The sequence below is a fragment of the Clostridium sp. genome, from assembly GCF_050717535.1.
Classification (GTDB): domain Bacteria; phylum Bacillota; class Clostridia; order Clostridiales; family Clostridiaceae; genus Clostridium_AD.
The window spans coordinates 42,784-60,962 of record NZ_JBOITM010000082.1 but is presented as its reverse complement, the minus strand read 5'-3'; the positions used below and the strand labels follow the sequence as shown (position 1 = coordinate 60,962).

Genomic DNA, 18,179 nt, shown 5'->3' with positions numbered 1-18,179 from the left:
ATGAAAAAACTTGTATTTGTAACAAGAAATATGATGGCCGGCGGTGCAGAACGTGTGATCTCACAACTAGCAAATAATTTTAGCAGAGCAGGTATTCAATGTACTATTGTTACTCTTGATAACGAAGAGATTTTTTATCAACTTGATAGAACAGTAAAAGTACATACAATTGGAAGGATGTCAAGTAATTCATACACTGATAAGTTTCTAAAATATAAGCAGCTAAGACTATACATTAATCATGAGAAGCCTGATATTGTATTAACCCTTCCTGAAGAGATTGGCATATATGTTATCCCCACACTTATCGGAACCAATATACCTGTAATTGTGTCTGAACGAAATAATCCATGGGTTATGCCATGGAAAAAGGTAACTCGATTTATGCGTAAGCTATTTTATCCTTTTGCTTCAGGCTTTATTTTTCAAACAGAGCAAGCAGCAAGTTTTTTTTCGTTAAATATACGAACAAAGGGAATAATTTTACCTAACCCATTGGATTTAGAGCGAATTCCCGAGCCTTGGGAAGGTAAGAGACGTAAGGAGATTGTAGGAGCTGGTAGATTGGATAAGCAAAAGAATTTCCCTTTATTAATTAGAGCTTTTTCAAAGTTTTATAAAAATCATTCAGATTATGTATTGACGATATACGGAGAAGGTTCTTTAAAAAAAGAGTTGATTAGTTTAGCAGCTTCCCTTTTGCCAAAAGATGTATACGACTTTCCAGGAAGCACTAGGAATCTATTAGAGCAAATGAGAGGAGCATCAATGTTTGTTTTAAGCTCTGATTATGAGGGAATGCCTAATGTGGTTATAGAAGCAATGGCAATGGGAATGCCTGTTATTTCTACTGATTGTCCGTCTGGTGGTTCAGCAGAGTTGATTGATAATGACAAGAACGGATTGCTTGTACAGGTTGACGATGTGGATGCACTGACTGAAGCAATGTGTAAAGTGGCGGAATCAAAGGAATTATCAGAAAAACTCGGAGAAAATGCAAAAGAAATTAGAGAAAGGTTAAATTGTAATGTTGTGGCGGAAAAGTGGAGGTACTATATTGAGTTTATATGTACCAAAAAAAAATAGAGTAACTATTATAGAAAGTTTTTCAGATATTTGTTTCATATTTTTTATAATTACGGAATTTGCGTTTGTGCATAGTAAAATCAATATAATTAGTTTAATTGCCTTTGGTTTGTCTACAATTTTTCTTATGGTAGAAAAGAAAAAAATTCATGGTAACTACTATTTTCTTTTGTATGTATTATTCATTATATATAATTTTTTCAATATAAGTGAAAATAAAGCAATTGATTCTATTGTGGCAAGTGCTATGCTCCGAACTTTGGTGCTGAATCTGATTTTATATTTTTTTATGTTTAATTATGTAGTACTAAGGAACAATTTATTTGTTACGATAAGACAATTCATAAATGTTACGATGTTACTTACGGTAATAATAGTTGCTATATCACTACCTACATTATTCAAAGACAGACTTGGTAATGCAATAGGTATTAATGCTAATGAAATAGCAATTTATGCTGCAATATCATTTTTAATGGTTTTATTTAATTACTTAAAATTAAATACTAGAAAAGATTTAAGAAAATTAATGTGGTTTGGAATAGTTGTTTTATTTACTGGATCACGCAAAGGGCTGTTGATGATGGCAATTGGATATGTTATCATTTTATATTTGCTTTATCCTAGGAAAAAATTTAAGCATACAGTTAGTATTATGCTTATGGTAGTTATATGTTATCTCTTAATAATGAATGTTCCAACTTTATATAACATAATAGGAAACAGAGTTCAAGCAGGTTTTAGTATGTTTTCTTCTAATGAAATTGAGGAGGGGTCTCTTGTTTCAAGAATTAGTTATATAAACCTAGGGTGGGATTATATAAAAGATAATCCTTGGCGTGGTTATGGATTAGATTGTTTTGCACTTATTGATGGTTCTTATGGAGTTTATTCTCACAATAACTTTATTGAGATATTATTTTCGTCTGGAATTATTGGATTTGTAATTTATTATATTAATTATATTATTATAATAATTAAAGGATTCCATATGAAAGTAGAAGAAAAATCTTATACAAAGTTATTTACAACAATTACATTAATATTAATTTTTGCTGAGTATGGTATGGTAACATATTTTGATAGAGCAACCATTATATTTACAATATACACTATTGCAGCTATAAAAATAGGTAAAATTAGATTGAAGATAGAAAGACGGTGAAAGATAAATGAAACGTATTTTTAGTTTACTTAAAAATCCTTATAAAATTTTTGTGTACTTTGCTTATAAAGGATGTTTTAAATGGCTTAAAGATGAAACTTATTTAAAAATTATGTTTAGAAGCATGATGGGCTACAGATTAGATTTAAAAAATCCAAAGACTTTCAATGAAAAATTGCAATGGCTAAAGCTAAATGATAGAAAACAAGAATATTCTAAGTACGTAGATAAATATGCTGTAAGATCATATATAGATGAAACTATAGGTGGAGAATTTTTAATTCCACTTATTTGTGTATATGAAAACGTAGAAGAAATTAATTGGGATATAATTCCTAATAAATTTGTGTTGAAATGCACGCATGGGTCAGGGTCTAACATTATCTGTATAGATAAAGATAAATTAGATTTAGAAGTTTCGAAAATAAAATTAAACAAATGGATAAAAAACAACTGGTATTGGTTTGGAAGAGAATGGCCATACAAAAATGTTAAGCCAAGAATTGTTTGTGAAAAATTTATTTCAGAAACAGATAATACACCGGATGATTATAAAGTTTTATGCTTTAATGGGAAAGCAAAACTTATTGAAGTACATATTGATAGATATGGTAATCATAAGCAAGATTTCTATGATGAAAAGTGGAATAAAACAATAATATCGCAAGATGGTACAATATCTGATTTTGTGTATGAGAAACCACAACAATTTGAAAAAATGATTCAATTATCAGAGAAGTTGGCTTCTGATTTATACCATGCTAGGATTGATTGGTTTGTTGTGCGAAATAAACTATACTTTGGAGAAGTTACATTTTTTGATGGATCTGGGTTTGCTCCTTTTGACCAAGAAGAATATGATTATTTACTGGGAAGTTGGATTGACCTGCCAATAGAAAAAAATGACAAAGAACAGGAGGATATAGAATGCAATTACTAATAGCAGGTGACTTAGTACCAACTAAATCAAATACAGATTTATTTAGTAATGCTGACACAGCCGCTTTACTTGGCAAAGAATTACTTTCACTATGGAATTCTACCGATATTCGGATTTTTAATTTAGAAGTGCCACTTACAGATAAAGAAACTCCAATCGCTAAGTGTGGACCTAATCTTATTGCTTCCATAAAAACTATAAAAGGAATAAAGGCTCTTAATCCTTCGTTACTTACATTGGCAAACAACCATATTTTTGATCAAGGGAAGCAAGGAATTAAATCAACTCAATGTATCTTGAATAAGAATAATATACCCTTTGTTGGAGTAGGAGATAATTTATATGAAGCGAGTAAGCCTTATATATTTCAACAAACTGGCTTTAAAATAGGTGTATACACTTGTGCAGAGCATGAATTTTCTATAGCAACTGAGAATACTTATGGCGCAAATCCCTTTGATTATTTAGAAAGCCTTGATCATATAAGAAATCTAAAAGCAGAATGCGACTATGTTATCGTTCTGTATCATGGCGGTAAAGAGCATTATCGCTACCCATCACCATATCTGCAGAAAGTATGCAGGAAGATGGTTCAAAAGGGAGCAGATTTAGTTGTATGTCAGCATAGTCATTGTATTGGTTGCTTAGAGAAATATGAAGGTGCAACTATTGTATATGGTCAGGGAAATTTCTTGTTTGATGATTCGGGCAGTGAGTATTGGAAGACAAGCTTATTAATAAATATTGATATTAAGGATGGACTTAATATAGAATATATTCCAATAGTGAAATCAGAAAATTGTGTACGCCTAGCTAAAGGTGAAGTAGCAGAAGAAATATTATTAGCATTTCATAAGCGTTCAGATGAAATATTACAAGAAGGATTCATTGAACGACAGTATGAAAAATTTTCACAAGAGAATTATTTGTTATATATAAGAAACTTTTTTGGATTAGGTAAATGGTTATCACGAATAGATAGAAGAATATTAAATGGAATGCTTGTGAAAAGAAAGTATAATAAAAAGAGATTATTAGCAATGCAAAATTATATCGAATGTGAGGCTCATCGAGAGTTGGTATTGGCTTGCTTAAAAGGAGAAAATGTGAGTGAAAGAAGAAAATCTTAAAAATAAAATTGTAAACGCAACTAAGTGGTCATCAATTACGGAAATAGCTGCAAAAATAGTCAGTCCTATTACCAATATGATTTTAGCTAGGGTAATTTCTCCTGAAGCTTTTGGAGTTGTGGCTACGGTAACAATGATTTTTAGTTTTGCAGATATGCTAACTGATGCAGGCTTTCAGAAATATTTGGTACAACATGAATTTAAAAATAATGAAGAAAAATATAAATGCGTCAACGTGGCTTTCTGGACAAACTTAGGAATATCGTTTTTTTTATGGGGAGTTATAATTTTTTTTCGCAATAAGCTTGCTTTATCAGTTGGAAATCCTGGCTTAGGAAATGTTATCATGATTGCATGTATTCAACTACCAATTACAGCATTTTCAAGTATACAAATGGCCCTATACAGGAGACATTTTGATTTTAAAACTCTTCTCATAGTGCGCTTATATTTGATTTTAATACCTTTTATTATTACAATTCCTCTTGCATTATTAGGTTTTAGTTATTGGGCTCTTATTATTGGGACAATTTGTAGTCAGCTTTTTAATGCTATTATACTTACAATTAAGTCTAAATGGAAGCCCAAGTTTTTTTATAGTAAAGAAATATTAATTGACATGCTATCTTTTAGTATATGGTCATTAATTGAAGCTATTTCAATTTGGCTTACTATGTGGGTGGATGCCTTTATAATTGGAAATTCTTTGAATCAGTATTATTTAGGAATATATAAGACATCTACTGCTATGGTAAATACTCTTATGTCATTAATAACCGCATCAATAGTACCAGTGCTTTTCTCAGCTTTGTCTCGTTTGCAGAATGATTCTGATAAATTTAATCGAATGTATTTTAATACACAGAGGATTGCTTCGGTTTTTATATTTCCCCTTGGTATAGGAGTGTATTTATATAGTGATTTAGCGACAAAAATACTTTTAGGAAGTAAATGGAATGAAGCCAGCGGGGTAGTAGGCATATGGGCTTTTACAAGTGCAATAACGATAGTATTTGGATACTTTTCTAGTGAGGTATATAGGGCTAAAGGGAGGCCCAAGTTATCATTTTTAGCTCAATTATTACATTTACTTGTTCTTGTTCCAACTTGCATAATTAGTTCTAAATATGGATTTTGGCCACTTGTTTATGCAAGATCCTGGATACGTATGGAGTTTGTGGTAGTACATTTAATAATAATGAAGGTTGCAATAGGAATTCCAATAATCAAAACAATTAAAAATGTATTTCCAGCGTTTATTTCTGCAGTGGCTATGGGAGTATTGGGCTATTTACTACAACAAATAAGTAAAGGTTTGTTATGGAGCATTGTATCAATTATAATATGCTCTTTATTTTATTGGGGAGTGTTATATCTATTTTCCAATATTCGAAAAGAAATGAATGGAATATTAATAAAATTGAAACCTAGACTGGCGAAAGGCAAATAAGGAATGGTTAATGGCAAAGATAACTAAAACTATTTATAATAATTATAACCAAAGGTAGGTAATATATTATGTATAAAATAGCAGTAGCAGGGACAGGCTATGTTGGCCTCGTGGCAGGGGTATGTTTTGCAGAAGTAGGTCATCAAGTTACCTGTGTAGATATTGATGAAAATAAAATAAATAAAATGAAACAAGGAGTCTCTCCAATCTATGAAGCAGATTTGGAAGAACTGATGCAGAAGAATTATGCAGCAGGTAGACTTTGTTACACAACGGATTATGAATCAGCCTATAGAGAGGCAGATGCTATCTTTATTGGGGTAGGAACTCCAGAACAGCCAGATGGTTCTGCTAATCTAAGATTCATAGCTACTGTTGCAAGGCAAATAGCTGAAACCATAGAAAAGGATTGTCTTGTAGTGGTAAAATCTACAGTGCCTGTAGGTACTAATGATAAGGTTGAGCAGTTTATAAAAGATTTTCTGCCTCATGATGGTGAGATTTGCGTTGGTAATGGTGAAGGTTTCAATAAAATAATTAGAGTAGAAGTAGCATCAAACCCTGAGTTCTTAGCTCAAGGCACAGCAGTGCATGATACACTTCATGCTGCAAGAATAATTATAGGAACAGAAAGTAAATGGGCAGAAGATATGCTCATGAAGATCTATGAGCCATTTGATTTACCTGTAGTATCTGTCAGTAGAAGGTCAGCTGAAATGATAAAGTATGCAGCTAATGACTTTCTTGCCCTTAAAATATCTTATACCAATGATATGGCTAACCTTTGTGAGTTGGTAGGTGCTAATATTCAAGATGTAGCTAGAGGTATGAGCTACGATGAACGTATTGGAAGTAAGTTTTTAAATGCAGGTATCGGTTATGGTGGTTCCTGTTTTCCTAAGGATACAAGAGCTCTTGAGTATCTAGCAAAACAAAACGGGTATGAACTTAGAACTATTAAAGCGGCTATTGATGTGAATAAAGACCAAAAGACTATGTTATATAAGAAGGCTTGTAGACGTCTTATTACCTTTAATGGTTTAAAAGTAGCTATCCTTGGACTAACCTTCAAGCCAGGAACAGACGATTTAAGAGAAGCACCATCCCTTGAAAATGTGCCTTTATTATTAGAGCAAGGGGCAGAAATTTATGCCTATGACCCTGTAGGTAAGAAAAACTTTAAAAGAATTTATCCAGAAGGGGAAAACAGACAAGGTAGCATAAAGTATGTTGATGATATAGAGATAGCTCTAAAAGAAGCTAATGTCTGCTTTATTTTTACTGAGTGGAATGAAATTAAAAGAGTATTACCAGAGGAATATAAAAATCTTATGAGAACACCTTTGGTATACGATGGAAGAAATATTTATGGAGTGGAAGAGATGAAAGAAGCCGGGGTGGAGTATTATTCTATTGGAAGATAAAGATTAATATTTTAAGGAGGGAAAAGATTGAGTTATAAATGTTTAGATACAAATAAAACATATCTTATTACCGGAGTTGCAGGTTTCATAGGATTTTATCTATCTCTAAAGCTCTTGGAGCAAGGTTGCCAGGTGATTGGAATTGATAATATAAACGATTATTATGATGTGGAGCTTAAAAATACTCGTTTAAAAAAGCTAAAACCTTATGAGAAGTTTACCTTCATTAAAGGAGATATATCAGACAAGGCTATGATGATGAATACCTTTGAAAATTATAGACCTAATATTGTAGTGAATTTAGCAGCACAGGCTGGCGTTAGGTATTCCATTGAGAATCCAGATGTATATATACAAAGCAATATCATCGGTTTTTTTAATGTTCTTGAAGCTTGTAGATTTTATCCTGTAGATCATCTTGTATATGCATCCTCCAGTTCAGTCTATGGTTCTAGTAAAAAAGTGCCATTTGAAGAATCAGATTTTGTAGATCAACCCATATCTCTTTATGCAGCGACAAAGAAATCCAATGAATTAATGGCTCATACCTATAGTCATCTTTATAAGATTCCTGCAACAGGACTTAGGTTTTTTACCGTTTATGGACCTATGGGAAGGCCGGATATGGCATATTTTGGGTTTGCCCAGAAATATTTTGCAACGGAACCCATTAAGATTTTTAACAATGGTGATTTTGAACATGACTTGTATAGAGATTTTACCTATATAGATGATGTTGTAGAAGGAATTGAAAGACTTCTTAGCAATCCTTCGTTAGAGGCAGTTCCTAATAAAGTATTTAACATTGGAAACAACAGCCCTGAAAAGCTGATGACATTTATAGAAACATTGGAAAAATGTTTAAGCAAGGCTACAGGCAGAGAAGTAATCTTTGATAAGGTATTTGAGCTTATGAAACAAGGGGATGTACCTGTAACATATGCATCTACTAATTTGTTACAGGAAGCTATAGGATTTAAACCATCTACGACAATAGAGAAAGGGCTACAAAGGTTTGCGGACTGGTATGTAGAGTATTATGGAGTAAAATAAAATGCTTAAAATTCTATTTAGCAATAAAATGCATAACATGTATATATAATAACAACAATTAAATGGAGGTCAGTCATGAAAGAAGAAAATGAAATAGACCTTAAGGAACTATTAAAAATAATCAGAAAAAGGATTATTTTTATATTATTAATAACAATTTTTTTAACACTTGCTGGTGGTGTTCTAAGCTTTTATGTAATTAAGCCTTTATATGAGGCAGAGTGTACAATCATTGTTGGAAAGGATACTACGGATAAGATTACCCAAAGTGAAGTAGTGATGTATCAGGATTTAATAAAGACCTACAGTAAGATTGGAAGCTCAAGGGTAGTAGCTGAAAATGCTATTAGAAAGTTAGGGTTAAGCACACCTGTCAAAGAATTTATGTTGAATATAAGTATTACACCTGCAATAGGAACACAAATAATAGAGATATCTTATAAAAGCAATACTGCAGAAACAGCTTCAACAGGAGCTAATGCTTTATCACAGGCTTTTATTGAAGAATCGCAAATGCTTTTACCATCAGGGAGTGTAAAAATAATGGACATGGCTCTAATTCCGGAAGCACCTATATCACCTAATAAGAAGTTGATTATTTCTATGGGTTTTATGCTAGGACTAGTGGTATCAATTGGGTTAGTCTTACTAAGTGAATATTTAAATAACAAAATTAAGAATGAAGAAGATGTACAACGATATTTAGACCTACCTACGGTAGGATTAATTCCAAAACAAAGTAAAATGGTGAATCTTATTGTAGAAAAAGAGCCAAAATCTCCAGTTACGGAAGCATTTAAATCATTGCGAACAAATTTGTTGTTTTCCATGGAAAACAGAGATATAAAGACCTTAATGGTTTGTAGTTCAGTGCCTAAAGAGGGGAAAACTTCTGTATCAACAAACATTGCTTCCACCATAGCTCAGACGGGAAAAAGCGTTTTACTTATTGATTGTGATCTCAGAAAACCTTCCGTACATAGATACTTCAATATTACTAACAATGAAGTGGGTTTAGCGGATGTAGTTTTACGGGGAAGAAAAGTAGAGGAAATTTCAATAAGAATTAACGACAATTTTGATGTATTAACTGCTGGAAGAGCTAATTACAATCCATCTGAATTATTGTCATCTCAAAAAATGAAGACATTTATTAATGAAATGGAAAATAAGTATGATTACGTAATACTAGATACTCCGCCAATAATTGCATTTACAGATGCTCTTACCTTGGCTACTGAGAAAATTGGAGTAATATTAGTAATAAATTCTGAACAAACAAAAATAGAAATTTGTAAAAAATCAAAACAACTATTATCAAACGTCAATGCTACAATAATTGGAATCGTATTAAATAAAGTGGACAAAAAGTCATTTGTAGGTTATGGATATGATTACTATTCTAGTGATAAAGAAAAGGGAAGAAAGGGTAAAAGAAAAATACAAAAAAATAATGAGAAACCTAATGAGGTAAATTAAAACATAACGGTTTAAGACGTTATGTTTTTTTATACGATATTTTAATTGTTTCTAACTGGGGTGTGACTGATAAAAGTTTTATTTGTGATTACATTAAGAGTGGGCTGAGAGTTAGCAGGGATTAAAGTGTGACTACTATATGCTACCATTATTTATAGCTAATATAAAATATCGACAAATGCCCATCAATTTAATGGCAATTCAGATTAAGTTAAGTTTGATTAATTCTAAAATTAAATCTCTTAGATAAATATCGTATAGGGAAAGAAAACTGAACATAAACTAAAAATAGGAGTGATACAGATGGGATATGATATATATAGAAAAGTAATTGCTTTTAGAAGTGATTATACTAATTATCATGGAAGATAAAAATAAAAAGAAATTGAAACCATGGATAAAGCTAATTTTAGGCATATTTATTGTTATCCTACTAGTCCTTGGGGGATCCTCTAGTTATACCTATTATCAACTTAGCAAAATAAACACTACAACAATATTAAAAACTGATGAGGATTTAGGGATTAAACCTGAAGTACCTCTAAAAGAGAAAGTAACTTCAAAAAATGAAGTGCCTTTAAAAGAAGAAATACCTATAAAAAAAGAAGAGGTTACCGAAATAATAAATATTGCGCTATTTGGTGTAGATAGACGAGATGTAGATGAAGCAAGTCGGTCAGATGCAATAATGATACTGTCTATAGATACAGTGCACAAAAAAATTAAAATGTCCTCTATTATGAGAGATACTTATGTAAAAATAAAAAATCATGGTGACACAAAGATTAACCATGCCTATGCTTATGGAGGACCACAGCTTGCAATAAGAACACTTAATGAGAACTTTAATTTGAATATCAGAGATTATGTTACTGTAGATTTTTTTAAACTTGAGAAGATTATAGATACTATTGGTGGTGTAACCATAGATGTTGAAAACAATGAAATTAGATTAATAAACAGCAACATGGGTGAAGTTGCTGAAATTGAGAAAAAACCGATACTTGAAGTTACAAAATCGGGACCCCAGATTTTAAACGGTCTTCAAGCGGTTGCTTATTCGAGAATCCGTTATACTGCCGGCGGAGATTTTGTGAGAACTAAAAGACAAAGGACAATTTTATCGGCTATGCTCACAAAGGTTCAGTCCTTAGGAATAACAGGATTTCCGTCTATAGTTTCTAAGCTTCTACCTTATACTGAAACAAGCATAAAGAGTATGGACATAATAAAGCTTGGCACAAAAGTTCTTACATCTAATATAATGACCTTAGAGCAGGAAAGATTTCCAGTGGATGGCTACTGCAAAGGAAAAATGATGGACGGAGTGTGGTATTTGGTTGCGGACCTGGGGGCAACTGAAGAGCAACTTCATAAATTTATTTATGAGGATGTGAAACCCGCTTATAAAGCACCGCTATTTTAATATAATAAAAAGATTAATATGGAATACGAACAAGAACTTAGATAAAACTAAGTTCTTGTGTCGTTAAATGTAACTTTATAAATAACATTCTGTGAAAATAGCCGTAAAATCATTATATTTTGATATAATGTAATAAAAGCTAATCTTAAAGGGAGTGTTTTTATAAAAAAGCATTTGAATGAATTACAAGTATATAGTGGTATTGCAATTTTATTTGTAACACTTATTCATAGTAATGGATTTTTTTTAGCAGAAGTATTACATTTAGAAAGTTACATTGGGGGCGGAGCTTACTTTTATCTTGCAGACAAGATTGTTCATGTTGCAGTTCCTATGTTTATATTCATTTCTGGATATAAATATAAAATGAAGGATAAAAATGAAGAATATGGAACAATGATATATAAAAAATTCAATAAAGTAATTAAACCATTTCTAATTGTCAGCATGTTTTGGATATTATATCAATGTGGTGATCTTTTGGTGAAAGATATACTTATAAACAAATCAGTTAATGTTCTTAATATATTAGGCATATTTTTAAACGACACAACAAGAATTTTTTTAGGATTTAATTATGCTTATCAATTATGGTATATTCCTATGTACATGCTTATTGTATTTGGGTATCCTATAATAATCAAATATTTAAAAAATGCTAAGACAAGACTAATTATTTTATATATTGTAGCGATTATAGTGTCTATAATTCAAAGTAAGACAAAACTCTTGGCGGAGGATTATTTAAACCCTATAAGTTATATATATTACTTTTATTTATATGAATTAGGGGCACAGGTATGTAGTAGGGGAATAAATAAAAAGTATGGCAAAAGAACTTTAGCAACTTATTTAGTTCTATTGACTGCGGAATTATTTATAAAGAACTCCTTTATAAATAATATGTGTACAACCTTAATACTTATTCCATTGTCTGTAGTTGCATGGTTTTATGTAGCAACATTACTAAAAAATAGTAAGATATTATTAACGCTGGGGAAATATTCTTTCCCAATATTTTTATTTCATGAACCGATTTTTGTAAAAGAAACTTCAAATTTCTTACTAAAACACAATTTGTATAGTTCACCAATAATGATACCAATTGTATCAGTTGCAGCTATTCTGTTTAGCATTTGTTTTTATGAAATTATAATAAAAACAAATTTTGGTAAATTTATTTTTGATATAAAAGAGCATAGAAAGATAAGTGCTACCCAAGTGGCAAGGGGCATGTTGGACAATAATTAAATTTATATTATATGGCGAAAGCTAGTGGAAGAACTACTGAAATATATATTTCAGTAGTTCTTCCGTCGTTAAAATAAAATTTAATTACAAAAATAAAGCGTTAATTGTAAGGCTCAAGTAAATAGTGCATAAGCTGATAAAACAATGAATAAAATAATAAAGGGATATGAAGTATACTGTAGAGCAGTTTCATAAATTTATTTATGAGCACATAAAGACCGTACCTAAATATCCATTGTTTTAACTCGATAAGACATATTAACAGAATAATTAGCATTTATTTTTAATAAAGCAGCGAATATTCATGCTATTCAGAAAAATATAGGTTATTAAATTTGTACAATATTTACAAAAAAAAGTATATAATGGGAATAACATGATAATATATTTCCAGGAAGCAATGAAACATATTCTTAAATGGTCACTTTGAATATGACGAGCTAATAGTGAACCCACTCCTTTTTCATAGAAAGATCTATGAAAATGGAGTTTTTTTATGTCATCATAAAAAGCAGCATTTGTATTACCTAAGGAATTTGTTAAGTGTAGTCTAAATTAGGAAGTTTAATCATATAAGTGCAAAGATGAAAGTATCATATTATAACTTATTTATTTGAGATTAAAGATAATATACAAGGGGGAGATTACTTGTTAGCTAATAATTTAAACTCTGTTGAAAATGACTATGAAAATTGTTTGAAAGTATATACATTAGGTTGTTTTGAAGTAAAATCAGGTAAAAAGATTCTTTCAAATGATTGTAAGCGTTCACAACAATTGTGGAACTTATTTAAATATATTCTTACATATAGAAATAAGAGGATTGTTCAAGAAAATTTTTTCGACATTCTGTGGGTTGATAAGGAATGTGATAACCCTATAAAAGCTTTGCAAAATCTTATTTATAGACTTAGGATGCTTTTAAATTATGAAGGGGTAAATAAGGATGGAGAATCAATTATAAATTATTCACAAGGATGCTACAGTTGGAACAAAGAGTTTCATTACTGGACAGATGTTGATGAGTTTGAGGATCTTTATAATAAAGGTAAGGGTGCAGAGCAGAATGGTGACTTTATTGATGGAATTGAATTTTATCAAATAGCCTTAGGGTTATATAAAGGTGATTATCTTTCTGAGGACTCCTATAATGAATGGGTAATGCCAGTTAGAAACTATTATCATCGCATTTATATGGATATAATAAACAGGATAACAAAACTATTAAAACAGTATGGAAGAAACGAGGATATTCTAAAAGTATGTGAAAAGGCATTAATGATGGAATTATTTGAAGAAAGTGTGCATATAAATTATATTGAAGCACTTATTGCGGTGGGTAATATAAAGCAAGCACAGAGTCAATATGAATATGTAACATCTATGCTATATAAGGAAATGGGAGTGAAACCATCAACGGATTTAAGAAACTTATACCATAAGATAAAATCTAATGATGATATGATTTTATTGGACTTAAATTCGATTCAAGAAATGATGATTGATAGAACTGATTCTGATGGAGCATTCTTTTGTGAACCAGATACATTTATATCTATTTATAAATTAGAATGTCGTAGAGTAGCAAGGTCTGAGCAAGAAGTATTTATGGGAATGATTACTGTATTTATGGTAAATAACAGAACCAAAGACAGTAAAATATTTAAAAACGCAATGGGGTCACTACTTGATATGTTAATACAGCAGCTTCGTAAGGGAGATATTGTGTCAAAATGGAATGAGGCTCAAATACTTGTTATACTACCAGCACCCACATTTGAGCAAGCAAATATTGTATTAGCTCGTATTTTAAATAAGCATAAAATAGCTTACACATCAAAGGGTATAATTATAGAAACCACATTAAAGCAAATTAGTGACCTTGATATATAAAATCGTAAATTAGGAGACCATAATGGTATAAAAACCTTATGATCTTTTTTTTGCTTTTATTAGAAAATCTATGATTGAACTGTGACTGGTATAAGTTTAATTTATGATTAATATAAGTTTTAAATGAGAGTAAATGAAGATATGAATGAGACCACCATATGGTACTATTTACCTGTACATAATAATAGATATAACAATAAGGAGAATTTATTATGGAAAGGAAGAGGGACCAGAAGTCCTTAGAGTGTAGTAAGAATGGGGTAGAGGATTTTATATTAAACATCATAGTAAATGACGATGGTAATGTTAAGGGGGAAATTCAGCATAATAGATCTGGTGAGATAATGTATTTTAGAAGTTTAATTGAAATGATCCTAATAATAAATGAAAAATTGGATCAATCTAATTTCCCACAGCCAACTAACCAGATTCGCAGGTGGATTATACGTAAAAATAAATTATGTCTAAAGGGGGGAGGGTGTTATGAATGAAGTAGAACGAGCCCCAATAGAAGCATCAACAGCCTTTTTAGTAAGAATAAAATACCGGCAGAATACAAGTTGGCAGGGAACAATCCAATGGCTAGATGGGAAACAAACAAGACATTTTCGTAGCTGTCTTGAACTAGTGATGCTGATTGAAGAAGCATTAATAAGTGATGTAGCCAATAGTAAAGTAATTGAGTTTCATACATGGGATGGGAAAGAGAAAAATCAGATAAAGCCATCCGTGTGAACTGGGGGATACTTCTAATGTTTTGTAAAGCTTGTAGAGAAGAAGTTGGTGATGAAGATTCATTTTGTAAATACTGTGGTAAGAAATTAAAAGAAGTAGAAAAAGATTATACAATTTCATATAAAATTCTTTGGTATGATATGTGCTATTTTGCTAATCGTGAAAGAATAAAAGAAAAAGGTTCTTTTGTTTCAACAATTAAAGTAAGTAGTGCATCTAAATTAGATGCAAGTTCAAAAGCCATGTATAAAATAAAAGAAATTTATAATGATATATATTCCAATTATCATTGGAGAGAGTGGAATTATATAATTATGTGTATTTATTAGTAAATGAAAAAAGCTAGATATATTTTAAAAACATATCCAGCTTTTTCTAACTTATTCTATTAATTTCTTAGATCTTAAAAAGTCTTCTGCAACCTTTTGAGGGTCCTCTCCATTATCTGCTTTTAAATTAAGCTTTTGCATTTCTTCATCGTTAACTTGCCCTTCTAAGAGTTCCAATACACCTCTTAATTTAGGGAATTTTTTCAATGAATCTGTACGAACTACAGGAACTGGATTGTAAGGTGGGAAGAAATTCTTATCATCTTTTAGTAGTGCAAGATCGAATTTCTGTAATAATCCATCCGTAGAGTTTGCATCTAAAACCTGTGTTTCATTATTATCAAGTGCAGTATATCTAAGTCCACCATCTATACCTTTTACACTTTTAAAATTAAGATTATACAATTTATTAAGTCCAGGATAACCATCTGATCTATTTGTAAATTCCATAGTAAATCCTGCATTTAATGTAGAACTGATTTTTTTCAAATCAGAAATAGTTTTTATATTATTCTTAGCAGCTAAATCTTTGTTCATTGCTACTATATAAGCGTTATTAAAACCTATAGGTTTCATAAGCTCTATACCATAATTTTTAGCGAAATCAGCTTTTACTGTATCATAAACTTTAGCTGGATCACTCATAGAAGGTTTCTTTAGTATAGTTATGAGACCTGTTCCAGTGTATTCTACATAACAATCTAAATTTTTTGATTTCATGGCATTAAATATTACAGCGGTTCCTCCTAAATTGAATTTTCTTTCAACCTTATATTTTGTCTTATGTTCTATTAAAGAGGCCACCATATTACCAAGTATTATCTGCTCATTATAATTTTTAGAACCTACGACTATTGTATTTTTACCTTTGTTTAAACTTGAAGCTACTGAACCTACAATAAGTATAAGAACTAATACCAATGATCCAATTCTAACTTTTTTGTTTTTAAATAGTTCATGGATTTTGCTTGGTTTATTATTAGAAGTTCTTATCCCTTCTGGAATTACTATGTTTTCTACTTTGCCTAAAATGAAATCTAGAACTATAGCAAGTAAACAAGCAGGAATAGCGCCAGCTAGAATCATATTATTATTAACAGTTGAAACACCAGAAAACACTAAGTATCCTAAACCACCAGCACCTATAAATGCGGCTATGGTCATAAGACCTACTGCTGTAACTGATGATACTCTAACACCTGACATTATAATAGGCATAGCTAGGGGAAAACGAACTTTTAATAAGACTTGAGTTTGAGTAAGTCCCATACCATCAGATGCTTCAATAAGCGCTGGGCTTATATTAGTTAGTCCTGTATATGTGCTTTTTACAATAGGTAGAAGAGAATACATAACTACCATAATAATTGCGGGTTTACTACCGATACCAACTACTGGTATTAAAAATCCTAATAGTGCGAGACTTGGCATAGATTGTACTATATTTGTAAAACCAATAACTGGAGCTGCAAGTTTTCTATATCTAACTATAAGTATTGTAAGTGGTATTGCGATTATTATAGCCAGTAAAATTGAAAATACAGTTAGTTGAATATGTTGCACAAGTAATTTTAATATTTCATCTTGTCTTTCTATTACAAAATTTATAAAAGAAGTTATACTATTCATTATCTTCTACCTCCTCATCTATAAACTGATTACTTAATATAGATAAAAGACTACTTTTGGTAAGCAGGCCTGATAGTTTTAAGTTTTCATCTATTACAGGAACAAAGCTTATACTTTCTTTCTTTACCAGTGCTAATACATCAATTATAGAATCTTCTGTATTTACTGTTAAAATATCTTTTATCATTATATCTTTAATCATTGTAGTTTTATTTGGATTTTTCCTAATTTGTTTCAAAGTAACAAGTCCACATAAAAAGTTAGCTTTATCTACTACAAGTAAACTATCTACATGACTAGACTTCATTATTTCAATTGCTTGAAGTATTGTTCGCTCGCCCACTGATTTTATAGGCATTTCTATCATAATATCTTTTGCCTTGATTAATTCAGGCTGATTCCATATTCTGTTTTTACCTACAAAGTCCCGTACAAAATCATTAATAGGGTTCTTTAGTAGTTCTTCTGGAGTATCAAATTGAACTACAGAGCCAGCATCTAGGATACAAATTTTATCTCCTAGTTTTAAAGCCTCATCCATATCATGAGTTACAAAGATTATTGTTTTCTTGAAATTTTGTTGTATGTTAAATATCTCATCTTGAAGTTGAGTTTTTGTTATAGGGTCTAGTGCACTAAAGGGTTCATCCATTAATATTACCTCAGGATCCATTACAAGAGCCCTTGCAACGCCAACTCTTTGCTGCTGACCACCACTAAGCTGCTTAGGATATTTATTTGTGTATTCATCAGGATCCAGGCCTACTAAATTTAATAATTCATTTACTTTGGCCTTAATTTTATCCTTTGGTATTTTTTCTATAGTTGCGATTAGTGCAATATTATCACCTATAGTTAAATGTGGAAGAAGTCCTGCTTGCTGAATAACGTAGCCCATATTACGTCTAAGCTTTATAGTGTTTTTATCGTTGATATTCTTACCATCAATTAAAATTTCACCAGAGGTTGGAATTAGTAATTTATTTATCATTTTTAGTGAAGTGGTCTTTCCACAACCACTAGGTCCGATAAAAACAACTAATTGCCCTTTTTCTATGGTTAGGTTTATATCTTTTAATATAGATTTTCCATTAAAACTTTTGTTTACATCTTTAAACTGAATCAAAATATAGCCTCCTTAATCATTGAAAGTAACAACTTAATTATATCATCAAGTTGTTGGTTTGTA

Annotated in this window: 16 protein-coding genes; 14 read left to right on the top strand and 2 right to left on the bottom strand. The window is 30.9% G+C overall.

Going from position 1 to position 18,179, the window contains the following annotated elements; all coding sequences use genetic code 11:
* The 14 genes from ACREVU_RS17135 (at position 1) to ACREVU_RS17070 (ending at position 15,361) form a co-directional block, all read left to right on the top strand.
* Positions 1 to 1,086, top strand: a complete 1,086-nt coding sequence (locus ACREVU_RS17135; protein ID WP_431552820.1) for a glycosyltransferase family 4 protein — start codon at positions 1 to 3, stop codon at positions 1,084 to 1,086.
* Complete coding sequence (locus tag ACREVU_RS17130; protein ID WP_431552819.1) at positions 1,058 to 2,251, top strand: O-antigen ligase family protein; 1,194 nt, start codon at positions 1,058 to 1,060, stop codon at positions 2,249 to 2,251. The genes ACREVU_RS17135 and ACREVU_RS17130 overlap by 29 nt, the downstream gene beginning before the upstream one ends.
* Positions 2,252 to 2,258: 7 nt before the next feature.
* Positions 2,259 to 3,191 (top strand): ATP-grasp fold amidoligase family protein, encoded by a 933-nt coding sequence (locus tag ACREVU_RS17125; RefSeq protein WP_431552818.1) that lies wholly within the window; start codon positions 2,259 to 2,261, stop codon positions 3,189 to 3,191.
* Complete coding sequence (locus tag ACREVU_RS17120; protein ID WP_431552817.1) at positions 3,179 to 4,321, top strand: CapA family protein; 1,143 nt, start codon at positions 3,179 to 3,181, stop codon at positions 4,319 to 4,321. The genes ACREVU_RS17125 and ACREVU_RS17120 overlap by 13 nt, the downstream gene beginning before the upstream one ends.
* Positions 4,302 to 5,771 (top strand): lipopolysaccharide biosynthesis protein, encoded by a 1,470-nt coding sequence (locus ACREVU_RS17115; protein ID WP_431552816.1) that lies wholly within the window; start codon positions 4,302 to 4,304, stop codon positions 5,769 to 5,771. Before ACREVU_RS17120 ends, ACREVU_RS17115 begins: the two co-directional genes overlap by 20 nt.
* Before the next feature lie 68 nt (positions 5,772 to 5,839).
* The gene (locus ACREVU_RS17110) at positions 5,840 to 7,195 is read left to right on the top strand and encodes a UDP-glucose dehydrogenase family protein (protein ID WP_431552815.1); all 1,356 of its coding nucleotides are present in this window, start codon (positions 5,840 to 5,842) and stop codon (positions 7,193 to 7,195) included.
* Between the two features lie 27 nt (positions 7,196 to 7,222).
* Positions 7,223 to 8,248, top strand: a complete 1,026-nt coding sequence (locus tag ACREVU_RS17105; RefSeq protein WP_431552814.1) for a GDP-mannose 4,6-dehydratase — start codon at positions 7,223 to 7,225, stop codon at positions 8,246 to 8,248.
* Positions 8,249 to 8,323: 75 nt separating this feature from the next.
* Positions 8,324 to 9,727 carry a tyrosine-protein kinase domain-containing protein gene (locus tag ACREVU_RS17100; RefSeq protein ID WP_431552813.1) on the top strand — a complete coding sequence of 468 codons (1,404 nt, stop codon included), beginning with the start codon at positions 8,324 to 8,326 and terminating at the stop codon, positions 9,725 to 9,727.
* A gap of 361 nt (positions 9,728 to 10,088) precedes the next feature.
* Positions 10,089 to 11,153: an LCP family protein gene (locus ACREVU_RS17095; protein WP_431552812.1), complete on the top strand. Its 1,065-nt coding sequence runs from the start codon at positions 10,089 to 10,091 to the stop codon at positions 11,151 to 11,153.
* 174 nt (positions 11,154 to 11,327) lie between these two features.
* Positions 11,328 to 12,404 (top strand): acyltransferase family protein, encoded by a 1,077-nt coding sequence (locus tag ACREVU_RS17090; RefSeq protein ID WP_431552811.1) that lies wholly within the window; start codon positions 11,328 to 11,330, stop codon positions 12,402 to 12,404.
* Between the two features lie 648 nt (positions 12,405 to 13,052).
* Positions 13,053 to 14,297 (top strand): bacterial transcriptional activator domain-containing protein, encoded by a 1,245-nt coding sequence (locus ACREVU_RS17085; protein WP_431552810.1) that lies wholly within the window; start codon positions 13,053 to 13,055, stop codon positions 14,295 to 14,297.
* 212 nt (positions 14,298 to 14,509) lie between these two features.
* Positions 14,510 to 14,788: a hypothetical protein gene (locus tag ACREVU_RS17080; protein ID WP_431552809.1), complete on the top strand. Its 279-nt coding sequence runs from the start codon at positions 14,510 to 14,512 to the stop codon at positions 14,786 to 14,788.
* Positions 14,781 to 15,032, top strand: a complete 252-nt coding sequence (locus tag ACREVU_RS17075) for a hypothetical protein (protein WP_431552808.1) — start codon at positions 14,781 to 14,783, stop codon at positions 15,030 to 15,032. The genes ACREVU_RS17080 and ACREVU_RS17075 overlap by 8 nt, the downstream gene beginning before the upstream one ends.
* Before the next feature lie 17 nt (positions 15,033 to 15,049).
* Positions 15,050 to 15,361, top strand: coding sequence for a hypothetical protein (locus ACREVU_RS17070; protein ID WP_431552807.1), 312 nt, complete (start codon positions 15,050 to 15,052; stop codon positions 15,359 to 15,361).
* Between the two features lie 51 nt (positions 15,362 to 15,412).
* Here ACREVU_RS17070 and ACREVU_RS17065 read toward each other — a convergent pair whose 3' ends face one another.
* Together ACREVU_RS17065 and ACREVU_RS17060 are read right to left on the bottom strand one after the other, a co-directional pair.
* On the bottom strand, positions 15,413 to 16,990 hold the full coding sequence (locus tag ACREVU_RS17065; protein WP_431552806.1) for an ABC transporter permease/substrate-binding protein: 1,578 nt from the start codon (positions 16,988 to 16,990) through the stop codon (positions 15,413 to 15,415).
* Entirely contained in the window at positions 16,983 to 18,116 is a 1,134-nt protein-coding gene (locus tag ACREVU_RS17060) for an ABC transporter ATP-binding protein (protein ID WP_431552805.1), read from the bottom strand. Before ACREVU_RS17060 ends, ACREVU_RS17065 begins: the two co-directional genes overlap by 8 nt.
* Between the last annotated feature and the right edge of the window lie 63 nt (positions 18,117 to 18,179).